A 20368-nucleotide genomic window follows, 5' to 3' on the forward strand; every position below is an offset into this window, starting at 1 on the left:
TGCGAACGGGTGAGGTGTCAGTTGAAGGTGAAGGCGGGCTTGCGCTTCTGGCGGAAGGCGTCGCGCCCTTCGATGAAATCGACCCCCTCGATAGCATCCAGAAATTCCGCCACCGTGTCTGGCGACTCTTCCGTCTGGCCAGCCAGCACGCGATTGATCATCCGCTTGATGGCGCGGGTGGAATATTGGCTGGCGGCGGTGATCTGGGCCGCGTAATCCAGCGTCGCCGCTTCCAGCGCTTCTGGCGCTTCCACCCGGTTGACCAGTCCCATGGACAGGGCCTCTGCCGCGCCCAGCAGCCGGCCCGTGAACAGCAGATCCTTGGCATGGCTGGGGCCGACTGCCTGCACCAGCCGTTTGGTGTCGCCCAGCGGATAGACCAGCCCCAGCTTGCTAGGGGTGATGCCCATGCGGGCATCGCTGGCGGCAAAGCGCATGTCACAGGCGAGCGCCAACCCCAATCCGCCGCCGACACAGGCCCCCTGGATCAGTGCGATGGTCGGCTTGATGAAGCTGGCCAGCCCTTCCATGGCGCCACCAATATCGCCGGCATAGGCAGCCGTGCTTTCCCGCGTGGCATAGGCCGCTTCAAATTCCGAAATATCGGCCCCGGCGGCGAACGTGCCGCCAGCCCCTTGCACGATCAGCACGCGGATAGTCGGATCGGCTGCCGCTTCCGCCAGACGTTCCGGCACCAGCCGCCACATTTCCTGCGACAAGGCATTGCGCTTGGCCGGCTGGTTCAGGATCAGCCGGCCGATGCCGTCGGCATCGCGCTGCAGGATGACTTTATCGGACATGGGTTCGGCCCAGGACTGGCGATGGAATGTGAGATGGGAGGGCAATGAAACCATCCTTCATCCCATCCCCGCAACAAGGGGATGGGATGCAAGGAAAAGGGGGGGATCAGCCCAAAGCCGCCAGCAGATCGCGGGGGCTGACGACGCGGGTGTCCGTCCTGTCCAGCACGCCCTTCAGGCTATCGGCCAGCGGGCGGATGCGATAGGGCAGGCCGCTGACATAGGGGCGGATGGTCAGGGTCAGGATGCGCGGGCTGGCCAGTTGCTTGGCTTCCGCCGCCAGCCAGTCAGCCGCATCCGAGACCTGGGCATGCCATTCATGCTCCGGCCTTGTGTAGGCGATCAGGATTTGCCAATCATCCAACTCGTTGGACAGGGGCAGTGCCGCCAGATCACCGGCCGGCGTGCTGAAACGGGTGGGCAATTCATCATGCGCCCAATCGGCAAACCAGCGGATGCCAGCGCCGGCCAGCCGGGCCGGGGTGGCGAAACCCTCGGCGCGGGCCGGGCTCAACCACCCATCCGGGCGGGCGGCACCGGCGGTTTCGATCGCGTCCAGCGTGCGGGTGATATAGCCGGTTTCCACCTCTTCCGTCAGGCCGGAATGGTGCAGGCTGTCCGTGTCCCAGCCATGGGCACAGATATCATGGCCATCGGCCACCAGATCGCGCACCAGCACCGGATAACGCTCCGCCACCGCGCCCTGCACGGCGAAGGTGGCGCGCAGGCCCAGCTTGTTGAACAGTTTCAACAGCCGGTAAGCGCCGACACGGTTGCCATAATCGCGGGTGGTGTAATGGCGCAGGTCCGGATAGGGGGTCTGCATGGCACCCGGCGCCTTGAAAGGTTGGCCGGAGGGGTTGAGCGGGAAAAATTCCAGCGGCACCACCACCCAGAGACCCAGGGCGGCCTGGTCCGGCAGGGTTACAGGCGCGCGGTCACGCACCGGGGAGGCCGGATAATAATCATGGTCCGGGCCGGCCTTGCGCTGGGCATAGGTCAGATAGCTGTCGGGAAGGGTGCTCATGCCGCATCTCCTTCAGGATTAAAGCCGGTGCCCGGTCGGGCGCAGCCCCGCGCCTTTATATCGGCCAGCGACTGGTCGTAATGGTTGGCGAGGTAGAATTCGGCGATTTCCTTCGCTGTCGTCACCCACACATCGTCACGATGGCTGGTGATATAGCGCAACGCCTCGCGGAACGGTCCCATCCGGTGCGGGTGGCCCACCAGATAGGCGTGCAGCGGGATGCACATCACCGTGCCGCTCTCTTCCCCTTCTTCCAGCAACTGGTCGAAATGGCGCATCAGCGCGTCGGCATAGGCGCGTGGGCTTTGATGGTAGACGCCATAGGTGATGACGTCGTTGACTTCCAGGCTGTAGGGCATGGAAACCAGCCGGTTATTGCCCTTTACCTTCATGGGCTGGGGCTGGTCATCCTGGAACAGGTCGCAACTGTACCAGAACTCATATTCCGCCAGCAGGTCCATGGTGCGTTCGGTATGGGTCAGCGCCGGGGCCAGGTAGCCGCGGATGCGCTGGCCGGTGGCATCCATGACCGATTTGATGCTGTCCTCGATAACCGCGCGCTCCTGCGCTTCGGTCATATTGTAGGAATAGCGGGTATTGTAGATGCCGTGACTGAAGAACTCCCAGTCGCGGTCCACACAGGCCTGGATGATTTCCGGATGATGGTCCAGCATGGCGCAGGACAGGCTGATGCTGCCGCGCACGCCGCATTCATCCATCACTTCCATCAAGCGCCAATGGCCGACCCGATTGCCCCAGTCACGCGCGGAATAGGGCACCACATCCGGGTGCGTCCGGCCCCAGGGCTTGCGCGACGGGTTGATGGGCGGGTCCAGCTCGTAAAACTCGATATTGGGGGCGACCCAGAAGGCCAGCTTCTTTTGCCCCGGCCAGACGATCTTGGGCCGGTCCTTATAGGGCCAGAAATCATAAAGATTGGGATCGCGATGCATGGGCTTGGTTTCCCGGAATGATGCGATGTCGAAAGGGGGTGCCGATGTGACGCCATCCGGCACCCCAAACGCCGTTACTTCCCCACCAGGCTGGCCAGATGGGCTTCAACCTCTGCTACGCCGACCACGTCGGCATATTTCAGCAGCAGGTCGGTCAGGTTGGCGTAATGGTAGCTCTCATGCTTATCGGCCACGCATTCCTCCGGCACAATGGTGCGGTAGCCGCGTGACAGGCTGTCCACCGCCGTGGCGCGGATGCAGCCCGACGTGCTGCCGCCGGTGATCACCACCGTGTCGATCTTGTGCCAGATCAGATAGGATTGCAGCGGCGTCTCGTGGAAAGCCGAGGGCATGCGCTTGTCATAGACAAGATCCACCGCCGCATCGATCTCCACCCGCGGGTCGAAGGCGTGGCGCTCGCTGTCCTTGCGGATGTTCTGCAAACTGTCTGGCGTGTTGGTGCGCGTACCCCAGACGCCGGCATCGCCGCCATCTTCCTTGTAGCAGACGCGGGTCCAGATCACCGGCATGCCCAGGGCGCGGGCAGCCGCACTGATCCGGTTCGTATGCGCGATCTGATCCGGGTCGGTGACATAGGCCGAGACGGGAAACAGGTCGGGGCGGGTATAGGCCTGCTGGAAATCCACATTCACAATGGCCAGCCGCTGGCCAAAGCCGAACTTGGCCCGGGTGGGGTTGGACTTCACCCGTTCATAGATTTCGCGCGCCGTTTTCTCCTCGCGCACCATGGTCGGTTCGAACCGCATCAGACCGCCTCGCTGTTCTGTAATTGGTATAAGTTTATATCATTATTATGGGAAGCAGGGGCGGGCGGCAACAGCGAAATCCATGCCCGCCCCCATTTGCTTGTGCGCCGCTATGTCGCGTCAGCGCTTTGCGGCAACGGGGAAGCTGGTTGGGTAACGGCCCAGGCCCAGCAGCAGAATGCCACCGCCGACAAACATCAGCGCCGCCGCGATCAGCACCGGGGCATAGGTGCCGCTGCTGGCATAGACATACCCGTAAAGCGGGGGGGAGAAGGAGGAACCGGCGGCAAAGGCGGCATAGAGCATTCCGTAGATGCGACCATAATAGGCCATGCCGAAATAGCGGCCGGACAGATAGGCGATCAGGTCGGTTTCCGCACCCGCGGCGAAGCCCAGCATGACGGCGGCCAGGATGATCAGGGGCAGGGGCGCGGCATCGCCAATGAAGATCATGCAGGCAAAGGCCGGCATGGACAGCAGCGGCAGGGCCACCATCGGCGCCCAGAATCGATCAACCAGATAACCGGTGCCGATACGGCCGACAATGATGGACAGGCCGACGCAACCAGCGATCAAGGCGCCGGCCTCATCACTGAAGCCTTTCAGCCGGATCATGTTCTGCAGGTTGGTGTGGAACCCGCCATAGGCCAACGAGACCATCAGGAAGGACAGGATCATGATCCAGAAGCGGCGGTCGCGCAGAACCTGATTCAGCGGAACGCCGGTTCGCACGTTGGCGCTGAGGCCGTCCTGCCCATTGCCAGATACATCGCCGGGGCCGGGATCGCGCAGAAAAGCGTAAACAACGGGAAAGGCCACCAGCAATGGCAGCAAGGCCACCACGGCATAGGCAACCCGCCAGCCGTACCGTTCAATCAGGAAGACGGTCAGTGACGGCAGGATGAAGGCTGCGATGCCGGTGCCCACCAGCATGATGCCCAGTGCGAGCCCGCGATGGCGCACGAACCACAAGTTGACGGCGCGTGACCAGGTGACCGGGGTGGATCCGATCCCCAGCAGCCCCATGAGGAAATACATGGTGTAGAACATGAAGAGCGAACTGGTCAGGCCGGTGGCGGCAAAGGCCAGCCCGAACCCGGCCAGCGCCAGCAACCCGACGCGGCGGGTGCCGTACTTGTCGGCCAGCCCGCCCACGATGGGGGCCATGATACAGCCGGTCAGGCCATACATCAGGATACCGATCTGGATATCACCGACATTCCAGCCGAACTCTTCCGTCAGCGGCTTCAGGAAGGAACCGATCGTGTTGTACGGCACGGGCGAGGCACCGCACATCGTGCCCAGCAAGGCCGCCAGCAGGATGGTCCAGCCCCTGGCAAATTCACCCTGCGCCGGCCCGGAAGGCGGAATGGCGGCGGTATTGTCCTTGGCGGATACGCTCATCACAGGCCCTTTCCGGTTTCGATCAGTTCGTACAATTCCCCGTCCGGGCCACGCAGGGTAGCAACCCGGCGTCCGTCATAGAGCGGGCCGGGCCGCGCCTGAGGCGGGGTCAGGAAAGGAAGGTCGATTTTGTCCAGATTGTCGATATTGAAACTGATCAGCGCATTGCCCGGCGGCAGACCATCCGGCGGCTGCGGCCGGGTGATGGTGGCTTGCGGATATTGATCAATCTCCGCCACCGGCAGCCGGTCCACCTTGGTCATGCTGATCGTGGTGCGGTTGTCGGCGGGCAGGGCAAAGGCGTTGTTGATGACGCTATAAGGGATGTTGTAGGTGCCGCCTTCAGCGAAACCCAGATGACGCACCTGGAAATCAATCGACGCCTGCCGGTCGGATGCGGCCAGGATGGCGATGAAGATGATATCCACCATGGAGTCTGCCATTGGCAGATCCACGTCGCTCATCGATTTCAGAACCTGGTTGAGATAGAGAATCTCACCGCTGCGCCCCACCACCTGCATGGGGATGAAATTGGTGAAGCCTTCCACATGCTTGGGCGGGCCGATGACCTTGAAGGCCTCTGCCACCTTTTCATGCAAGGCGAAGACATCCTCCACGGTGATCTCATACGCCACCCAGCCATAGGACCGGGCGGGGCGATAATCCGGCGTGGCTTCCACCTCCACCAGACGGTAATAGCAGCCATTGCCGCCCGCCGGGCGCAGCAGGGCGGTACGGGCACCGGCCACGGCGGGGGCATCCCAGCTTGCGGCCAGATCGACAGGAACCGTCCCCTGTTCCACCAGCTCCAGCCCCAGCAGGTCGCGATAATCGGCCAGCGTCGCATCAAAAGCGGGGGTGGCCACGGTACCGCACTTGATCCGGCCGTGCCGGTCGAAACCTGTGCTCGTCATCTTGTCATCCGTTCAGGAAATCAAGGAAGGCAGCCCCACGGGCCACCGGATCGGGATCACGCGCTAAGCGGGTGGCGGGCGTCACGTCGGCCACCGCCTTGTAAAGCGGGTCACCCGCCACATCCGCCAGCAGCAGCGGCACCGGAACGGCGCCCAGCAGCGTCCTGGTATCAGTGCTGAACGCAGCGCGCAGGGCATCACCCTGATGCTGGGGCTGTTGCAGCATGTCCAGCACCCGGCGATAGAGCAGGGCGGGCTGCAACACTGCACTATCACTGCGCACGGCCGGGATGGACAAATCCTGGGCAGGGAAGGCGGCTGCGGCATCACGCAATGCGTGGAAGGCGCGCAGCAAATGGCTGCCGGCCATGTCCGGGGACAGGGGGGCTGCCAGATAGGCCAGCATGCCCTCCCTGGCCGCGCCTTCCAGCACCGGCAACCCATCCAGCACGGCCCGGCGCACCGGCAATCCTGCTGTCAGCAGACAAAGCGCCAGCGGCACGGACAGGCCATTGGCGACCAGATCGAATTCCTTGAACCCGAGGGCGGCCACGCTTTGCGCCAGGGCGCGGACATAGGCATCCGCCGTCGGGTCGGGCAGCGGCACTGAGGCACCACAGCCCGGCAGGTCCGGGGCGATGACGGGGCGACCGCCGGCGGCCAGCGCCTGATGGAGAGCGTCCTCCGCCCCGCTGCCGCCCGGCAGGTCATGCAGGCAGAGGATGGGACGGCCCTGGCCGGGATGGAAGCGCACATGCATCTGCCCATGCGGCAGATCAACATAACGCGGTCCCGGCTGCGCTTCCACGACGGGCATCGGCCCGGCGATCATATCCTCGCGGTGATCATCAAACATGCGGCGGATATGCGCCATCCAGGCGACGCGGTCGGCTGACAGGCGCGCAACGGACAGGGTGGGCGGCAAAGGATCGGGCAGCAGGTCCAGACAGCGGAACAGCACATCATCGGCCCGTGCCATCACCTGGGCCGGCACCGCCACTTTCGACACATTCGCCAAGGGCTGGTGCCACATGGCGGCGCGGTAGGCGCCGCTATAGTGCGGGCCGGCCATGGCGTAATCCATGAAATAGGCATGGATATCGCCGATTTCCGGCTGGGCGATGGGCATGCGGCAGCGTGCCTGGGGCGCGAACCACGGGAACCAGCGCATCGTATCCCGCACGCGCGTCCATTCCCGCGCCAGCCACGCGCCATCAGCATCAATATCGAACGGGCGCATATAGGTGTCGATAAAGGCACCGTCGGGCTTGCCGCCGGGGGCGATGGACAACCCGTCCAGCAGCGCCACCGCCACGCGCGACGGGTGGCGCACGGCAAAATCCAGCAGAATCTTGGAACTGGTATGGAAGCCGTAGAACCCGGCTTTCTCCAGTCCCAGCGCCGTCACTGTCCGGGCCAGCGCATCGGCAAAATCGGCAATTTCCAGCCCGCGCCCATCCACCGCCAAGGGTGTGGACAGGCCATAACCGGGCGTGTCCAGCGCATAGACCGTGTATTGATCGGCCAGGGCCGCGATCAGGTCCAGATGCAGCACCGAGGAACGCGGGCTGTCATGCAGCAGCACGATGGGGGGACCGGAACCGGCGCGTCGATAATGGACGACACCGCCATCCACAACGACATAGGCTTTACATATGTGCGGGTCCGTCACACTCTGCTCTCCCCAGTCCGTTCAGCCATCCTGTCAATGTGCCGCGTTTTCCGCTGCATCATGTTCTTGCCGGTCGATGGTATATTGATATACGAATAGATCAATATAAAACGCGCTAGCGAACAAACTGCCTCGGCAAAGGACAGGGTTCATGCAGAATCTTTCCATCCAAACCGGTGCCGCTCCGGCATCGACCGCCGGTACGGGTCCGGCTGATATCCCTTCGGACCAGGATGTTACGGCCCTGGCCGGGCGGCTGGCCGCCATTGTCGGTAAGGGTCACATCCATCGTGATGCGCCGCATCGGGGCCTGTTTTCCCAAGATATCTATATCGCTGCCGCTGCCCCGGCTGCGCTTGTCGTTGCCCCTGCGACGACAGATGAATTGTCGGCAGTGGTATCGGCAGCTCATGCGGCTGGCTTCTCCTGTGCCCCGCGTGGCGGGGGGATGAGCTACACAAAGGGCTATATTCCATCTTCTCCACGCAGCGTCATGCTGGACCTGTCGCGCATGGACAAGGTGCTGGATATCCGTGCCGATGACATGGTGGTGACGGTACAGGCCGGCTGCACCTGGAAAACCCTGTATGAGACGCTGGCCCCGCTGGGGCTGCGCACCCCGTTCTGGGGCGCCCTCTCTGGGTTGGTGTCCACCATCGGCGGCGGTCTGTCGCAGGGCAATGCCTTCTTCGGCGCCGGCCATCATGGCACCACGGGGGAAAGCGTGGTCGCCCTCTCGCTGGTGCTGGCCGATGGCCGTGTACTGCGCACCGGCGCCCGTGGGGCGGATGGCAACAGCCCCTTCTACCGTTTCTATGGCCCGGATGTGACGGGCCTGTTTGCCGGGGATTGCGGGGCTTTTGCCATCAAGGCGGAAGTGACGTTGCGGCTGATCCGTGCGCCCAAGCATGAAGGTTATGTTTCCTTCTCCTTCAAGACCAGCCCGGACATGCTCGCGGCGATGACGGAGATGACGCGTGCCGGCATCGCCTGTGAACTATGCGGTTTCGACCCGCGCCTTACCCGCATCCGCCTGAAGCGTGCCTCCCTGGCCTCCGATCTGGGGGCGCTGAAGAACGTGGTCGGCAAGCAGGGCTCCTTCCTCAAAGGGATGAAAGAGGCGGCGAAGGTGGCGCTGGCCGGGCGCAGCTTTATTGATGATGGTGATTTCGCTCTGCATATCGTGTGCGAGGGGCGCTCAGCCGCCGGTGTTGCCGACGATGTGGCTGAAGCCAAGCGCATTGCCGCCCGCTTCAACGGGGTGGAGGTGGAGAACACGATCCCCAAGGTGATGCGCGCCCAGCCCTTTGTGGCGTTGAATTCCATGGTCGGCCCAAATGGGGAACGCTGGGTGCCGATCCATTGTCTGGCACCGCTGTCCCGTGCCCATGCCATTTTCACCGCGATTGAGGCGGAGTTTGATGGCATGCGGGCGGAACTGGATGAACATGGGATCGAAAACGCTTTCCTGTTCAGCTCCCTGTCCACCAATGCCCTGGTGATCGAGCCGACCTTCTACTGGCCGGATGCGATGATGCCGATCCATGACGCCTATGTGGAAAAATCCCATATGGCGAAGCTGCCCGCATATCCGGCCAATCCGGCGGCGGCGGCTGTCGTGGAAAAGGCCCGCCAGCGCCTGCTGGCTTTGTTCAAGCGGGAAGGGCTGGGCCATTTGCAGGTTGGCCGCACATATCCCTATCTGGAAAGCCGGGACGCGGCCAGCGTGGACCTGCTGCAAGGGATCAAGCAGGTGCTGGACCCGGAAAGGCGCGTCAATCCGGGTGTGTTGGGACTGTAAGGCGGGAGTAGAAGGTATCATTCATGGTTTCGCGGCCCCATCACTTGATGATCCGGTCGCGAAACCATGATGCAAGTTCCGCCTCACTCATCCTGCTGGCGGCAACGGCCTCCACAGTACGAACCGCATCAACCTTATCTATGCGTATGCGGTAGCCGTTATCGGCCAGGAACAAACGGGCGGCAATCCAGGCCGTCTGTTTGTTGCCATCAATAAATCCGTGATTTTTCGTCAGCCCATAGACATAGGCTGCCGCCAGATCAGCCACATCGGGCGTGCCATAGAGGGTAAGGTTTTGCGGCCTGGTTAGTGCTGATTCTACGGAGCCCTGATCGCGTATTCCATCTCTGCCGCCATGTTCGGCAAGTTGCCGATCATGCACAGCATAGATGATCCGGGAACCGAGCCAGCGCCACTCCTTCATTTCGCCAGGGCACGCAGGATATCCCGATCCTCATGCATGATTTCCTCCGCCAAGGACATCTGGCGTTCAAATGTGGGGTCATAGGGGGTCAGCCGATAGCTGCCATCCGGCGCTTCGGTCAAATACAGCGTGTCGCCCTTCTGGACTTTAAGGTGCGCCAGCGCTTCCTTGGTTAAAATGATACCGGCGGAAGCCCCAACCGTCGTTACCTTGAATGCGAGCATCTCCGGGCCTCCAGCCAAATTATAATGTCCATTATATAGCATTCAGGCCCGCGCCAGAACATTCCTCATTTTCAGAAAGGCTTCCAGACGCTGATCACGGTGATGGCGGCGATGAAGAGCCAGAGCAGGCAGACAATGGCCGTGCCGTGACGCGCGCCCTGACGCAGGCTTTGCTCCCTGTCCGTGTTGCTGCCCTCTGCCTGGATCACCCGCCAGGTGCGGAAAAGCCCGATCAGGGCGAAGCGAATACCCACGCCGCAAGCCACGACGGCAGCGAATAGACCCAATTTCAAGCGCAGCCAGCCCGGCATGGGCCAGTCGGCACCGATCAGGCCGATGGCAGTCGCCAGCAGCAGGGCGATCAACACATAGCGCGATGCACGGTCGATGGCGGCAAGGATATGGCCCTGGCTGCCATGGCGCAGCCGGTGGACCAGTTCCACAAAACCCAGCCACAGCACCCCGAAAGCGAGGAATCCGTTTGCGACCGCCGGTCCGCCGGGAATATAGCCGTAATGGATGGCGATAGCCGGGCCTAAACTGGCCTGCAGGACCAGGGCGTAGCGCACATGCTGGTCAACCGTCATCACATGGCCCATCAGCCGGTTGCGTTCCCCGATCGGGATGCCCGGCTGGGCACAGACATAGCGAAACGTGCTGTTAATGACCAGTTCCGACCCCAGCCAATAGCCGAGAATGGCAATGTGCAGGGGCAATAGCCACTCAATGATCATTCTTCCCCCCCAATGATACGCGCAGGCGCCAGAGAAAGGGGCCGTGTGTGCAGCCCCTTTCTCATCGGGTGGGAAAGGGTCAGCGCTCCAGGCTGACCAGTTCGTACCAGGTCATCATGTAACCGCCGACACCACCCTGGACGAAGATGCTGTCCTCGTCTTTGGTGACCCACACATCATAGACGGGGTGGGCACCATTGGCGTTGACCATGCCACCATCTTCATCGGAGAAGCGGTAATGGCGGCATTCAAAGGTGCCGGCGGTGACGGTGACCGTCTCCTCCCCGACATATTCCATATAAAGCCGGCTTTCCGCGATCAGCGGCGGCGTGGCGCCGCGATGGTCGACCGATGGCAGGAAGGCGCGGATTTCCCGCTTATGCGGCCCGCGCGACAGGTCCAGGCAGCGCGTCAGATAGGCATCCCCGATGATGGGATGGGTACCGAACCCGTCATAATGGCCTTCCACCGGCATCTGCTGCGAGACGCGGCCAATGGAAGGACCATAACTTTCGCATTCAATCAGGCCCGGGCTCATCCGGAACCAGCCGGTGCCCATGAATTTGTCGCCCACGGTCAGGCGGACATGGCAATCCATCGGCCGGTCATTTTCATCCAGTGAATAGATGATGTCGCGCAGCACGGTGGGCGCCGGCTCTTCAATCTCACATTGGGCGCGGATGGTCAGCTTGCCATCGGTATGGCGGGTCATGGTGAAATGTTCGCGGCCGCGTTCCTGGCCCACCCGTTCCGGCTTGCGTGACGTGTAGCGGATGGTGCCGCGGATCGTGCGATGCTGCATGCCTTGGTTCTCCTGTCGGTCTTGGCCTCTATCGTGGGCCATTGGGGATGGGGTGCGTCAGGTCGGGGTGCCAAGCCCCAGCGTTGCCGCCATCAGCAGCAACAACCAGAGCAGCATCACGACGGGACGGGCGCGGGCCAGCACGCCTTTGATGGCGGCATCGGTTTCCGGTGTGGCGCCCGTGGCCATCATCTGGCCGAAGGGTGCCATCAGGGGCCGCAGCAGCAGCCGGATCAACAGGCCCAGCGAAATCGCAATGGCCAGGATCAACAGCTTGGCGGCAATGAAATGCGGCAGATGGATCAGGCCGGCAATACCGGCAATGCCCAATCCGGCACAGCCAAGCAGCACGGCCCAGCGGATCACCAGATCCACCGTGCGCAGCCAGGGTTGCTTGCCATGGGTGATATGGACAGCCCAGGCCAGGGCCAGCCAGACCAGCATGACCACCCAGACCGCGGCCAGGAAGGCGGGCGGCAGTTCCGCCAGCCAGCCTTTGATGGAGGCCAGGGTCAGGCCGGTGGGCAAAGCCAGGATCAGCGCTGTACGCGGCGCCATGTCCACGGCCATCAGAATGCGCAAAGCCGTGGCCCGTTGCGGCGGGGTGGCTTTCGCGTCGGTCAGGATGGTGGAGGCATAAAACGCCCCCAGATCGCCGCCCAGCCAATAAACGAAGATCAGCAGGTGCAGCAGGGTGAACAGCAACTCGCCCATTCGAAGCCCCCTTATTATTGTCCTAGAGATATATCATTATGACAAGTCAGGGAACCCGAAATCTCAGGTCAGGGCAAGAAGACGGGGCAACCATCCGCCCAGCGTGCCGCCGCCATCCAGTACCGCATCGGCCAGATGCTGGTGGCGGTTACCGGCTTGGGTGCGTAAGGACGCCGCGTCGATGCGCGTTTCCAGCGCCACGGCTTCCTGCCACTGCGCCCCGGCTTTCAACAGGGACAAGGCCCGTTTCTGGATGTCGCCGGGCTCCAGATCGCCGGGCGGATGCAGGGCAGCGGCTTGGTCGCCCTTATGCCAGGGCCGGAACAGCCGTTCCCGCCGGGCGATGCGGAAAGCCCGAACCAGATGCGCGCCATCCCATTCCGGCGCCAGGGAGGGGGCGCCATCTGCCGGGTCCAGCACCAGATCATCGCCCAGATGGACGGATTTTGCTGCAACGCCATCCGCCGCCAGTTGCGTTGCAATCAACCCCCCCAGCCCCCGACCGGCAACCAGCGGCTGGGTGAAGCCAGCGGCACTGATCGCTTCACGGATCACGGTCGCCAGCGTCGGCAGACTGGCGGCCAACGGAATAGTCTGGCTTTCGCCATGACCCGGCAGGTCGAAGGCCAGGACGGGCCGGTTTGTCCGCGCGGTCACCCCGTCAAAGTCCCCTCCAGTGCCACCAGCCCGGTGCAGCAGCACCAGCGGCTGACCATGGCCCGTTAACCTTCCACGCCAGGCGATTGGTCCCTTGCTGGTGGGTAAAAAGCCACGCCTGTCCGACTCTACGACGGCCGGCGCTTCATCCCCCGGATGTGCCGCCAGCCAGTCGGTGGCAGCCGCGCGCAAGCTGGGGGCATCCGGCACGATGCGCGCAGCGGCACCCGCCAGCCCAGGCCGCGACAGGTGACCGCGCAGCACATCGGCTTGCGTCACGATGATCAGATAGTCAGATTTCAGGGCCGGCAGCCAATGGTCGGGGCGAAAGGTGAAGGCGGCACGATAGGTGTTGCGGTAATTATCGCCCGCTTCCAGCAGATCCATGGCATTGCCATGCAGATAGGAGGGGGTGGAGAGATCATAGTCCATCCGGGCCGATGGCAAGGCCCGGTGCCAGGGGAAGAACATCATCTGTTCTTCGATTCGTGACCAGACCCAACACATATGGCTGCCATCCCAGGATGGCAGCAAGGGCGGCAGGTAGTGGGCCAGACAATCGGCCCTTTCCTCCTCCGACCAACAAGGCAGGCCATCGAACAGGGCCCCCGTCACCCGGTCAGGATAGAGCGCAGCAAAGGCGCAGGCGATGGTGGCACCAGTATGGAAGCCATAAAGCCCCACCCGCTTCAGCCCCAATACCTCCGCGAAACGGCCCAATGCCATGGCATAGGCATCACTGTCCGGCAGCGTGGCGGTAAGGGGAGGGGACAGGCCATTACCCGGCGTGTCAGGCGCAATAACGCAGAACCCGCGCGCCGCCAGCATTTCCCCCATCGCTGCCATGGTGCGCGAGGATTGCGGCGAGCCGTGCAATGCCAGGATGGCTGGCCCATGGCCCCAGCGCCGGTAATGGACAGTCCGCCCGTCAACTTCCACGAAATGGCGGGTTTGCACGATGGGATGGGTCACGGCGGACGCTCCGATCAAAAAAGGAGAGGAAGAAGCGGCGATCAGAATATTGCGTGTTGCACGGGATCGCGCTGTCTGAAATGATATAAACACATATCTATAAGCAGGAAAATACCCCTGCCAGTCGCCCATCGGTTTGGATGTTACGCGTTAAGATATGTTTCAGAGCCGCATGCCATGGTATGTTTATGCGGTTCCATCCATCCGCTCATCGCATATCGGAGGGATTTGATGGCCCATGAATTATCCGCCTTGATCCGCGCCGCGCTGTTTGTGCGCGACCTGGATCGGTCGATTCGGTTCTACAAGGCTTTAGGGTTCGACGCGGTCTATTTTGAAGGGATGCTGGACGGTCCGTCTGCGGCCACGGTCCTGGCGGTTCCACCGACATCCAAGGTGCGCTGCTGCATCCTGAAGCGGGCCGACGGCCCCAATTTCGGCATGGTCGGCCTGTTCGAGGTGACGGAACCGGTTCCCGAGGCGCTGCCTCTGTCAGCCGGTCCACCCCGCATCGGTGAAGTGGCATTGGTCATCTATGCCAAGCCGATCACGGAAGCGATCATCGCCTGCCGTGCGGCTGGTGCCACCTGGGCACCTGATGCCATCCTGTTCAACATGCCCCATCGTCAGCAGATGGAATCCTGCCTGCGGGATCCGGACGGGGTGCTGATCAATCTGGTGGAACGCGATCCGGCAGAACAGAACCGTACCCAGCCGGTGGTGTTGTAATGGCACGGCCGCACGTGGAATTCGTGCAGTCGCAACAGGTGGACTGGCAGGAAGAGGGGACGGGAACAGCGGTTAAGCCGCTGAATATCGACCCCGATACTGGCGATGGAACGGTGCTGCGACGCTATCCGGCGGGGGTGGGCCAGGCTCCGGCGCCGCGGCCCGGCACCTCCATGGAATTCTATGTCCTGGATGGGGCGATCAATATTGATGGGCACGAACTGGCGCCTCACGCCTATGGCTATCGCCCTGCCGGTACGCCCTCCTTGGCGTGGCGCAGCGATAAAGGCGCGCTTCTCCTGGAAATCCGGGAGGAACGGCCGGTACCAACCGGTGAGCCGGACCCCGCCATCCTGATCAATAGTCTCGCCATGCCGTGGGACGTTTCCACCTACGATCCGCAGCTTCGCCATATGCACAATGCCCGCAAAGTGCTGCGTCTGGGGTCGGGTGATAGCGGGCGGACTTTCCTGCTGGCAGGATTGCCGCACGGCTTTCCTGAAGCGCCCGACCTGCCGCTGGAAAAACACCCCCATGCGGAAGAAATGTTCATGATTCACGGGGAGATGAAATCACCCCAGGGTGTCATGCGCGACGGCGCTTATTTTTACCGCCCGCCCGGTATCTGGCATGGGCTGCATGTGTCGGAGTTCGGCTTCCTGATGTTCATGCGCAGCCCGGGTGCCAACCGCATCAGCACGCATTGGAGCGAGCAGCGCCACCCCATCCATTATCGCCCTTCTTTTCAGCCTGTGCTGCCGGAAGGGGCGCCCACATCCTGGTCTGCTCCTCATAGTGATCGGCCAACTTACTGATTTTAAGTGAAAATCCGGACAACAAAAAAATATGTCCGGACTTAATCAAAAAGAGCTTCCGTTTGGTATATTGCTATACCAATATGTTCAAAAAAGCGGGTGGACGGGCAAAACCACCTGGTGGCCTGGAGGCTCAATAGAAGGACAGGAGGCTGGTTCAAATGACTGCTAAACACTCTAATTGTGTGCGCGTGAAGCCGGCATTGAAGCTGGGGGCATCCTTGGCCCTGCTTGTTGCCGCCATTCCGATGGCGGCCCAGGCGCAGAGCGACGGCCTGCAGCTTGAAGAAATCGTGGTGACGGCAACCCGCCGTGCCGCCAGCCTGCAGGATGTGCCGCTGGCCGTTTCGGCCTTTACGGCGGCCGAGCTGGAAAACCGGCAGATCACTTCGACCCTGGATCTGGTCCGGTCGGTGCCGAACCTTTACGGCTCCAACAATACCGGCGTTCCCAGCGCCAATACCTATTATATCCGTGGCCTCGGCTCGACCGAGCAGATCGCCACCATCGACCCCGCCGTTTCGACCTATGTCGACGATGTGGTCGTGCCGCGCCAGAACGCCAATAATTACGGCTATTTCGATCTGGAGCAGATGGAAGTGCTGCGGGGCCCGCAGGGGACCACGTTCGGCCGTAATTCCACCGGTGGTGCAATCTCCGTCAAGCTGAAGAAGCCCAGCGATCAGTTCGGTGGCTTCCTGCAGGCAGCCTATGGTTCCTATGACCAGATGCTGGTGCGTGGCGACGTGAACATCCCCGTCAGCGAAAAGGTGCTGACCAAGTTCACCGGCTTCTATACCGAAGATGAGGGTTGGGCCAAGAACGTCGCCAATGGCGAGAAGATCAACGCGCTGAAGAACTGGGGTGGCCGTGGCGCCGTCCGCATCCTGCCCAATGACGATATAACCGTCGATCTGGCGCTGGAACATATGGATGGTGATGGTCTCTACCTGCGCACATTTGCGGGTGACAATCGCGAAACCATCCTGCCGGGCAGCACCAAGGGCGGCACCTCGGATGAAGTCGCTGATGCGCTGGCCAATCGTGGTCTGCGCGCCCAGTACGATACCACAGCGGTGACGGCCAATATCGAGTGGCGCTTCGATGATGTGTCGGTGGAATCCATCACCGGTTACCGCACCATCAACCAGAGCTTCGTGCTGGACTTCTCCCTGCCGGCATCGCGCACCGTTGTGCCGACCCCGTTCTACCTGACCAATGATGGCGGGTACGACATGTTCAGCCAGGAGTTCAAGGCCGCCGGCAATTTCGGCGACCGGCTGAGCTATGTTGCCGGTCTCTATTACTTCTATGAGAACAATGCCACGCTGGCGGGGCAGGTCTTTGGCTCCTCTGTTTCCTGCTCGGCGGGCCTGTTCGGTGATGGCAACATGACCTGTGGTGGCCGTCCCGGCTATTCCAGCGTCCGCGACATCCGGAACAAGACCAGCTCATATGCCGCCTATGCCCAGTTCGATTACAAGCTGACCGATGAACTGACGGCCATTGCGGGCCTGCGTTACACCAACGAGGTCAAGAAGCTGGATCTGCGGCCGACTTCCTACGGTGGCATCACCACGGAAGACATCATTGCCGCCGGCATGAAGACCCGGCTGGAGACCAACAAATTCACCCCGAAGTTCGGCCTGAACTACAAGGTCGATCCCGATGTGATGCTGTTCGTTTCCGCGACCAACGGCTACAAGTCCGGTGGCTGGAACAGCCGTACCGCCTATGTCCCGCAGAGCTTCCAGGACATGGAGCCGGAGACGGCCTGGTCTTATGAGGCCGGCTTGCGCAGCGACCTGTTCAACCGTCGGGTCCGCTTCAATGTCACCGGCTTCATCACCAATACCGACAATCTCCAGCTCTCCTACACCACACCCGGCCCCATCGCTGGGACCACCCTGTCCACACAGGACAATGCGGGTGATATCCGGGTGAAGGGTCTGGAGTTTGAGTTGAGTGTTCGCCCGACGGCTGGTCTGGATGTCTTTGCGACCCTGGGCCTGCAGGAAGGCAAATATACCTGGGTCAATCCGGCGGCCCAGTCCTTCACCAACGCCAGCGGCGCCTTTGTCAACGCCATCGACCCGACGGACGAGCTGTCCCGTCTGCCGAAAAAGTCGCTGGCGATGGGCGCCACTTATACGGTGCCGGTCGAAGCCTTGAAGGGCTCACTGATCTTCAGTGGCGAGGCCAATTATACCGGTGGCTTCTGGACGACGGCGTCCAACACCACGCCTTCGACCCGGACGCCAACGGCGCTCGACACCTTCGCCCGGTCCTACACGCTCTATAACCTCTCCGCCTCTTACCTGTCGGAAGATGAGGCATGGCGGCTGGCTGTGGAGTGCAAGAACTGCTCCGACAAGCTGTATCTGACCTCTGTCTTTAACGGCTATTACTATGGCGAGCCGCGCCGTGTCCGTGCGACGCTGACCCGCAAGTTCTGATCAGTTTCCTCCGCTGGATATTGACAGAGAGCCCCGCCGGCAAATTTGCCGGCGGGGTTTTTATTGACGTTCTGGTTCAGTGGGCGCTGCCGGCCTTTTGCCCTTTCAACGGCGGCAGGCGCAGGCAGAAAAGCAGGGCCAGGGCGAACAGCAGCAGAAGACAGAAAAAGGCATCGCCAAAGGCCATTGCCATGGCATCGGCCATCTCTGTGGTGCCGGCGGCCAGATGCACATCGCGGCGATGCAGCAGCAATGTGTTCAGCCCCGCAATGCCGACGGCGCCACCCAGCATGCGCATCAGGTTGAAGATACCGCTGGCATCGGGCAGCAGGTTTGGCGGCATACGGCTTAGCGCAATCAGGCTGACCGGCGGGAAGATGAAATTGATGCCCAGCGCGCGCAGGATCATGGGCACAGTATGGTCGGCGGCGGTCCATCCGGCGGTCACCCCGCTATTCATCCAGGTGGCGGCAATGAAACAGACCAGCGCCAGTCCCAGCATGTAACGCGGGTCCATCTTGTCGTTCAGCCAGCCCATGGCGGGGGTCAGCATCAGTTGCGTGATGCCGGAAATGCCCAGCACCATGCCGATCCGCACCGGATCCAGCCCCTGCACCATGTCCATGAACATGACCAGCAGGAACATCATGCCGAAGACACCGACCCCGATCAGGGCGGAATAGGCGCTGCCCATGGCGAACAGGGGCTGGTAAAAAGGCGTCAGCAAAATCACCGGATGACGGGCCATGCGCAGCCGCAAGGCCAGCAGGATGGCACCGATAACAGCCAGTATCGTGCCAGAAAGAATGGTCGGATCAGCCAGCCACTCTTTGCGCGCCCCTTCCTCCAGCACATAAATGCCGGCGCCAAGCGTGACCATCAGCAGGATGATCCCGGCAATGTCCAGATGGCGGGCCTGGGCCCAGTCTGGCCGGTCCCAGCCGATGGCGCGCCAGCCGACGATTGTAATGGCAATGCCCGGCACCAGATTGATCAGGAACAGCCAGTGCCAGGAAAATTGCGCCGTCAGCCAGCCGCCCAATGTCGGTCCCAGGGTTGGCGCCAGGGTGCCCAGAACGGTCAGCGCGGCAATCGCGACACCCCGCCGCCCATCGGGAAACAGCCGGAAAACGGCGACGAACAGCATGGGCACCATAGCCCCGCCAATGAAGCCCTGGACCGCCCGCCAAGCGATCATCGCCTCCATGCTTTCCGCCTGCGCACAGCCCAGGCTGGCAGCGGTGAAGCCGGCAGCCGACAGCATGAAGAGATAGCGGCTGGACATCAGGCGCATCAGCATCCCGGTCAGCGGGATCATCAGTGCCTCGCCGATCAGATAGCTGGTCTGGACCCAACTGACGGCATCGGCTGTGGCGCCCAGCCCGTCGCGGATGGCCCCCAGGGAGGCGGCGACGATCTGGATATCCAGCACGGCCATGAACATGCCGATGCCCATGGCTGCGAACCCGGCCAGTTCCCGACGGTTGGGCATTCCGACCGGTGCGCCAGGGATATCCCCGCCCGGCCTGCCGTTCTCCGACATGTATTTCCTTCGGATGTGGGGGCGAAGTGATAGCCGTCTTGCCGCCATTGGCGTCGCGCTATCCTCAAGCCAAAAAGGTCTATTGATATATTTTTATCATGACCTTGTAAGCTTGTCACCTGCCCCCTGTCACCCGATATCCGGCAGCTTATCCACCACAGTGCCGACGAAGGGGCCTTCGCTGCGGATGTGCCAGTCAAACCGGTCCGACCGGTAATAGGCCATCAGATATTCCACGGGATCGCCCTGTGTGTCATGCAGCAGCCGTTCAATCCGCAATACGGGAAAGCCGATATCCACGGCCAGCACCGTTGCCACTTCCGGTTCAGCGGCAACTGCCGAGACCCATTGCCCGCTGATCAGCCTGTCATGCCCCTGGTTCTGGAGCAGCAGGGCGAACGGTGTCGTCTCATGCGGGCCCAGGCCATATTGGTCGGCCACGGCCTGGGGCACATAAGAGGTGAAGAAGGAGAAGGGCTGCCCATCCACCCGCCGGCGCCATTTGCTGCGGTAAAGCGGGGTGTCGGCGGCCACTTCCAGGCGACGGGCAACGGCGCCGGGGGCCGGGGCGGTGAGCGCTTCCAGCAGGTCGATCTTGGTTTCGTGGCCGGATTCCACCACCGATCCGGTCAACCCGTCGAACGTGCCGCGCACGATGGGAATCGTGTTGTTCTCCGCCACCACGGTGCCGCGCCCGCGTCCGCGGATCACCATCTTGCGGGTGACCAGCTCCTGCAGCGCGCGCTTGACCGTGATGCGCGACACATCCATCCGTTCCGCGATCTCCTGGTCGCTGGGCAGCGCGCCGCTGGCGCCGAAATCCCCACGCCGGATCTTCTCCAGCAGGGTCATGAAGACCTGATGATAAAGCGGCGTCGGCAAGGTGGGGTCTACCCGGGGCCACAGTTTGTCGCGGTCATCCCCCGCCGCTGCGGGGGCCGGGCCGGCCTTGGATTGCAT

Annotated in this window: 19 protein-coding genes; 4 read left to right on the forward strand and 15 right to left on the reverse strand. The window is 62.2% G+C overall.

The annotated features are described in order from the left end of the window. Positions 1–17: 17 nt before the first annotated feature. The 7 genes from G473_RS0113025 to G473_RS0113055 all read right to left on the reverse strand — a co-directional run bounded on the left by G473_RS0113025 (position 18) and on the right by G473_RS0113055 (position 7537). Positions 18–800: an enoyl-CoA hydratase-related protein gene (locus G473_RS0113025; protein ID WP_029013454.1), complete on the reverse strand. Its 783-nt coding sequence runs from the start codon at positions 798–800 to the stop codon at positions 18–20. A 106-nt stretch (positions 801–906) separates the two neighbouring features. Further along, positions 907–1827, reverse strand: coding sequence for a polysaccharide deacetylase family protein (locus G473_RS0113030; protein ID WP_029013455.1), 921 nt, complete (start codon positions 1825–1827; stop codon positions 907–909). Next, positions 1824–2780 (reverse strand): polysaccharide deacetylase family protein, encoded by a 957-nt coding sequence (locus G473_RS0113035; RefSeq protein ID WP_029013456.1) that lies wholly within the window; start codon positions 2778–2780, stop codon positions 1824–1826. Before G473_RS0113035 ends, G473_RS0113030 begins: the two co-directional genes overlap by 4 nt. A 74-nt stretch (positions 2781–2854) precedes the next feature. Then, positions 2855–3547: an isochorismatase family protein gene (locus G473_RS0113040; protein ID WP_035707116.1), complete on the reverse strand. Its 693-nt coding sequence runs from the start codon at positions 3545–3547 to the stop codon at positions 2855–2857. Between the two features lie 120 nt (positions 3548–3667). Further along, positions 3668–4951, reverse strand: coding sequence for an MFS transporter (locus G473_RS0113045; protein ID WP_051330249.1), 1284 nt, complete (start codon positions 4949–4951; stop codon positions 3668–3670). Then, positions 4951–5865 (reverse strand): VOC family protein, encoded by a 915-nt coding sequence (locus G473_RS0113050; RefSeq protein WP_029013459.1) that lies wholly within the window; start codon positions 5863–5865, stop codon positions 4951–4953. The genes G473_RS0113045 and G473_RS0113050 overlap by 1 nt, the downstream gene beginning before the upstream one ends. A gap of 4 nt (positions 5866–5869) precedes the next feature. Then, the gene (locus tag G473_RS0113055) at positions 5870–7537 is read right to left on the reverse strand and encodes an alpha/beta fold hydrolase (RefSeq protein ID WP_029013460.1); all 1668 of its coding nucleotides are present in this window, start codon (positions 7535–7537) and stop codon (positions 5870–5872) included. 151 nt (positions 7538–7688) lie between these two features. Between G473_RS0113055 and G473_RS0113060 the strand changes: the two genes are divergently transcribed. Continuing rightward, positions 7689–9338, forward strand: a complete 1650-nt coding sequence (locus G473_RS0113060; protein WP_084438083.1) for an FAD-binding oxidoreductase — start codon at positions 7689–7691, stop codon at positions 9336–9338. A gap of 40 nt (positions 9339–9378) precedes the next feature. Here G473_RS0113060 and G473_RS0113065 read toward each other — a convergent pair whose 3' ends face one another. The 6 genes from G473_RS0113065 to G473_RS29330 all read right to left on the reverse strand — a co-directional run bounded on the left by G473_RS0113065 (position 9379) and on the right by G473_RS29330 (position 13865). After that, positions 9379–9762, reverse strand: a complete 384-nt coding sequence (locus G473_RS0113065) for a type II toxin-antitoxin system death-on-curing family toxin (RefSeq protein ID WP_029013462.1) — start codon at positions 9760–9762, stop codon at positions 9379–9381. Next, positions 9759–9986: an AbrB/MazE/SpoVT family DNA-binding domain-containing protein gene (locus G473_RS0113070; RefSeq protein ID WP_029013463.1), complete on the reverse strand. Its 228-nt coding sequence runs from the start codon at positions 9984–9986 to the stop codon at positions 9759–9761. The genes G473_RS0113065 and G473_RS0113070 overlap by 4 nt, the downstream gene beginning before the upstream one ends. 71 nt (positions 9987–10057) lie before the next feature. After that, positions 10058–10720 (reverse strand): hypothetical protein, encoded by a 663-nt coding sequence (locus G473_RS0113075; protein WP_029013464.1) that lies wholly within the window; start codon positions 10718–10720, stop codon positions 10058–10060. A 79-nt stretch (positions 10721–10799) separates the two neighbouring features. Then, positions 10800–11522 (reverse strand): DUF3108 domain-containing protein, encoded by a 723-nt coding sequence (locus G473_RS0113080; protein WP_029013465.1) that lies wholly within the window; start codon positions 11520–11522, stop codon positions 10800–10802. 57 nt (positions 11523–11579) lie between these two features. Further along, positions 11580–12236: a hypothetical protein gene (locus G473_RS0113085; RefSeq protein ID WP_029013466.1), complete on the reverse strand. Its 657-nt coding sequence runs from the start codon at positions 12234–12236 to the stop codon at positions 11580–11582. 63 nt (positions 12237–12299) lie between these two features. Then, complete coding sequence (locus G473_RS29330) at positions 12300–13865, reverse strand: alpha/beta hydrolase (RefSeq protein WP_051330250.1); 1566 nt, start codon at positions 13863–13865, stop codon at positions 12300–12302. A 231-nt stretch (positions 13866–14096) separates the two neighbouring features. On the opposite strand from G473_RS29330, the gene G473_RS0113095 reads away from it, so the two are divergent. The 3 genes from G473_RS0113095 to G473_RS0113105 all read left to right on the forward strand — a co-directional run bounded on the left by G473_RS0113095 (position 14097) and on the right by G473_RS0113105 (position 17865). Then, entirely contained in the window at positions 14097–14594 is a 498-nt protein-coding gene (locus G473_RS0113095) for a VOC family protein (RefSeq protein WP_029013467.1), read from the forward strand. Then, a complete protein-coding gene (locus G473_RS0113100; RefSeq protein WP_029013468.1) occupies positions 14594–15409 on the forward strand; it encodes a cupin domain-containing protein in 816 nt (271 codons plus the stop codon). The genes G473_RS0113095 and G473_RS0113100 overlap by 1 nt, the downstream gene beginning before the upstream one ends. Positions 15410–15570: 161 nt before the next feature. Then, complete coding sequence (locus G473_RS0113105) at positions 15571–17865, forward strand: TonB-dependent receptor (protein ID WP_084438087.1); 2295 nt, start codon at positions 15571–15573, stop codon at positions 17863–17865. A 76-nt stretch (positions 17866–17941) separates the two neighbouring features. Here the strand turns inward: G473_RS0113105 and G473_RS26800 are convergent, their stop codons facing one another. Together G473_RS26800 and G473_RS29335 are read right to left on the reverse strand one after the other, a co-directional pair. Continuing rightward, positions 17942–19408, reverse strand: coding sequence for a DHA2 family efflux MFS transporter permease subunit (locus tag G473_RS26800; protein ID WP_051330251.1), 1467 nt, complete (start codon positions 19406–19408; stop codon positions 17942–17944). A gap of 129 nt (positions 19409–19537) precedes the next feature. Beyond that, the gene (locus G473_RS29335) at positions 19538–20368 is read right to left on the reverse strand and encodes a GntR family transcriptional regulator (RefSeq protein WP_029013470.1); all 831 of its coding nucleotides are present in this window, start codon (positions 20366–20368) and stop codon (positions 19538–19540) included.

It is taken from the genome of Niveispirillum irakense DSM 11586, from assembly GCF_000429645.1.
GTDB lineage: Bacteria > Pseudomonadota > Alphaproteobacteria > Azospirillales > Azospirillaceae > Niveispirillum > Niveispirillum irakense.